Genomic DNA, 3,536 nt, shown 5'->3' with positions numbered 1-3,536 from the left:
AGCGGGTTGCCTCGACCTCTATTCAGCATGACCGTTGCGGCCTGGCAGAGGGCACGTCGGAGATTCACGTCTCCAGCCTTCGTTATGCCGCCAGAGACATCACGCTCGCCGGACTGGGTGCGCGAGGGTGTCAGGCCGACCCAGGGGCCGACATTCTTTGGCGTGGTGGGCGACAACCATCTTGACCGGCACCGTCAGGCAAGTTGGCCGCCGCCGCCAGCCGTAGGGAGGGCGTAGCCCGACCGAAGGCTGGCGGCGGCGGCGCGGTTCTCTTCACGGGGGATTGCGGGGGTGCTGGCCGCTGCGGGCCGGTAGGGTCGAAGTCTCTGCTACCAAACGGCGATCCGACCTTGCCGGGCAAGCCCGTCACCGACCAGCAAGTGGGAGTCTACATGACCGACCGCCTTCAATATAGCCAGCGTATCGCTGCCGCCCGCGCAGGGTTCAGCGAACGCACTGCCCGCCGCCTCGAGGCGGATCCCCGCCTTCCTTCGTAGCGCCAACCCGCCCGCGGGCGTACCGTGCCTGATCCGCTCGAGGCGGTTTGGGAACCTTTTCTGCTGCCGATCCTTGAGCGCGAACCGGCCGTTCAAGCCGTGACGCTCCTGCGCCACCTACAGATGGCCGATCCGGACGCTTTCCCTGATGACCGGGTCCGCCGCACCCTCGAGCGCCGCGTTCGCGACTGGCGTGCCCTGCACGGCCCCGAGCGCGATGTAATTTTCCGCCAGGCGCCCGAGCCGGGCCGGATGGCGCTGTCGGACTTCACGGATGCGACCAGGCTTGGCGTTACCATCGATGGCGTGCCGCTGGAGCACCGGCTCTTCCACGTCGTCTTGGCCTACAGCGGCTGGGAACATGCTGCCGTGGTCCTGGACGGCGAGAGCTTCACGGCGCTGGCTGAGAACCTCCAGGACGCGCTCTGGACCCTCGGCGGCGTGCCTCAGGAGCACAGGACTGACAGCCTTTCGGCCACTTACCGCAACCTCGATGCCAATGCCGCGGCGGACGTGACCCGGCGCTATGACGCCTTCTGCGCCCATTACGGCATGCTGGCCAGTCGCAACAATCCCGGGGAGGCCCACGAGAACGGCGCCGTTGAGGCTCAGAACAATCATCTCAAGGTCGCTCTCGACCAAGCGCTGATCCTGCGCGGCTCCCGCGACTTCGCCGAACTCGACGACTGGAAGCGTTTCGTTGACGAACTGGTCGCCCGCCGCAACCGGCGGCGCGAGGCCACTGTGCGCACTGAGATGGCCGCGCTGCGCCCACTGCCCACCCGGCGCACCGTCGAACCGGAGGTTCGCCTTTGGCGAAACCGACTTCACCGAGGTTGTCGCCCGCGTCACGAAGACCGGCGGCTTCCTGGTGCATGCCGTCTTCTATTCTGCGCCCTCCCAGCTCATCGGCAAGCGGCTGCGGGTTCATGTCTACGACGATCGGATCGAGGCATTCCTCGGCGCATCCCGGGTCGTCACCCACCCCAGGCAGCGCGGGCGTCGGGACGGCGTGCGTGTCCATTGTGTGAACGACCGCCATGTCATCCACGCCCTGCGCCGCAAGCCGCAGGCCTTAGCAGGGTCGGTCTATCGCGATGGCCTGTTTCCCCGCAGCGAGTACGAGGCCGCTTGGGCTGCGCTTTCCACCGCCTTGCCCCGCAGGGACGCCTGTCGCCGGATGGGCGGCCTGCTGTGGCTCGCTCATGACGAAGCCTGCGAGCCCGATCTCGCGGGGCTGATTGCCGGCGTCCTTGATGAGGGTCTCTTGCCCGAGGCCCGGGCCCTGAAGCCGAAGCGGGTACCGTTGCTGCGCGAACTGCCGGAAGACACACCTGTCACCCCGACCGAGCTCGCCAGATTCGACGCCCTGCTGGAGGGCCGGGCATGACCGCGCCCCGTCGACGTGCATGCGCTGCCCGCCATGCTCACTGCGCTGCGCCTACCCAGCATCCAGCGGCACTGGCTCGCGCTGGCCGGGCGTGCCAATGCCGAAGGCTGGCCCGCGCCCCGCTTTCTTGCTGCCCTGGCGGAAATCGAGCTCTCCGACCACGGCGCATCCAGCGCCACCTGCGCGAGTCTGCGCTGCCTAGGTGTAAGACGCTCGCAACCTTCGACTTCAAGGCCCTGGCAGGCATCCCAAGTGCCCGCATCGAGCCACTCGTCGCTGGGGGCTGGGTCGAGACCGGTGCCAACCTGATCGCCATCGGTAACTCCGGCGCTGGGAAGACCCATGTCCTCTGCGCCATCGGACATGCCTTGGTCGAAGCCGGGCGGCGGGTCCTCTACACTCGCACCACTGATATGGTGCAGCGGCTTCAGGCCGCGCGACGCGACCTCGCCCTCGAGGCTGCGCTGGCAAAGCGCGACACGTTCGACCTGATCATTCTCGACGACATCACCTACGCGCAGAAAGATCAGGCCGAGAGCTCCGTGCTCTTCGAACTCATCGCCCGGCGCTACGAGACCAAGAGCCTCGCGATCGCCGCCAATCAGCCCTTCAGTGCTTGGGGCCGCGTCTTTCCTGATCAGGCTGTCACCGTTGCCGCGATCGATAGGCTGGTCCACCACGCGACCATCCTGGAGATGAATGGGGACAGCTACCGCCGGCGAGCTGCAGCCTCCCGACAATCACCCGAGGCGGCCGCTCCGCCGACAGCCTCCAGCGACAACATCCGCGACAAGCTCGAGGAGGAAACCGCACAGTAACATCAACGAAGAACGCAGCGGTCAAAACCGGCCAATTTGGTTGTCGGTAGCGGCCAAGGAGGTTGACGCTCTACAGCCTTCATCTTGTCGGCGACATCTGTTGGGACGCCCGCCCGCTTGCCGCTGTCGACTTCCGCCTTCTTGACCCACTCATTTAACGTGTGCGCGGAACAGCCGATCTTCGCGGAGATCGACATGATCGCCTGCCAGCGCGAACTGTGCTGGCCCTGGTTGTCCAGCACCAGCCGCACCGCACGCTCTCGGACTTCAGGAGAATACTTATTTTTTGTCTTGCTCATTGTGGCTTCATCCTACTCAGGAGTTGAAACCTCCGGCAAACCCGGTGCGGTTCACTGGGCCTACGCCAACAACGTTACGCTGGACTTCTCACGGCCAGGCAAGCCGACGGACAACGGGTTCATCGAGGCCTTCAACAGCAAGCTTCGATCGGAATGCCTGAACGCTCACTGGTTCATGAGCCTTGCCGACGCCCGTGAAAAGTTGGAAGCTTGGCCCCTCTCGGCAGATTGCTTCGCAATCGCCTGCCGGGCAGTGGTAGACACGACAACGAAGACCGACCTCACAGCGCGATCGGATACAACGTCCCGATTGCCATGCATTATCCCGATGGCGTCACCAGCCCGTCATCCTGAAACGGTCGGGAAAATCCAGCTTCCGGCGGTCCAGCGTTGGGGAGCAGAGCACCAACCAGCAGACTCTCGTTATGAATGAGGGACCCGCGGGGGGCAGATCACCGGCCACATCCGACATCCGCGCCGTGGAATTCACCCCAAGCCGCGACGGCCCCTCTCGGGACATTGCTGGCGCAAT

Annotated in this window: 2 protein-coding genes and 4 pseudogenes; 4 read left to right on the top strand and 2 right to left on the bottom strand. The window is 65.3% G+C overall.

Translation table 11 applies throughout. From position 1 onward, the window contains the following. Window positions 1-167, bottom strand: a pseudogene (locus tag Q4543_RS24000) (transposase); the annotation flags it as partial. Window positions 168-521: 354 nt separating this feature from the next. Here Q4543_RS24000 and istA point away from each other — a divergent pair. The 3 genes and pseudogenes from istA to istB form a co-directional block, all read left to right on the top strand. Then, a pseudogene (gene istA / locus Q4543_RS23995) lies at window positions 522-1,220 on the top strand (IS21 family transposase); the annotation flags it as partial. A gap of 148 nt (window positions 1,221-1,368) precedes the next feature. Beyond that, the gene (locus Q4543_RS23990; protein ID WP_303442612.1) at window positions 1,369-1,887 is read left to right on the top strand and encodes a hypothetical protein; all 519 of its coding nucleotides are present in this window, start codon (window positions 1,369-1,371) and stop codon (window positions 1,885-1,887) included. Then, window positions 1,884-2,705 (top strand): IS21-like element helper ATPase IstB, encoded by an 822-nt coding sequence (istB, locus tag Q4543_RS23985; protein ID WP_303442610.1) that lies wholly within the window; start codon window positions 1,884-1,886, stop codon window positions 2,703-2,705. The genes Q4543_RS23990 and istB overlap by 4 nt, the downstream gene beginning before the upstream one ends. Before the next feature lie 62 nt (window positions 2,706-2,767). On the opposite strand, the pseudogene Q4543_RS23980 reads toward istB, so the two are convergent. Next, window positions 2,768-3,004, bottom strand: a pseudogene (locus Q4543_RS23980) (transposase); the annotation flags it as partial. Window positions 3,005-3,059: 55 nt separating this feature from the next. Between Q4543_RS23980 and Q4543_RS23975 the strand changes: the two are divergent. Beyond that, a pseudogene (locus Q4543_RS23975) lies at window positions 3,060-3,358 on the top strand (transposase); the annotation flags it as partial. Window positions 3,359-3,536: the final 178 nt, after the last annotated feature.

The organism is Salipiger sp. 1_MG-2023 (assembly GCF_030547555.1).
Lineage (GTDB): Bacteria > Pseudomonadota > Alphaproteobacteria > Rhodobacterales > Rhodobacteraceae > Salipiger.
The sequence above is the reverse complement of the archived record's forward strand: the minus strand, read 5'-3'. Positions and strand labels throughout refer to the sequence as shown.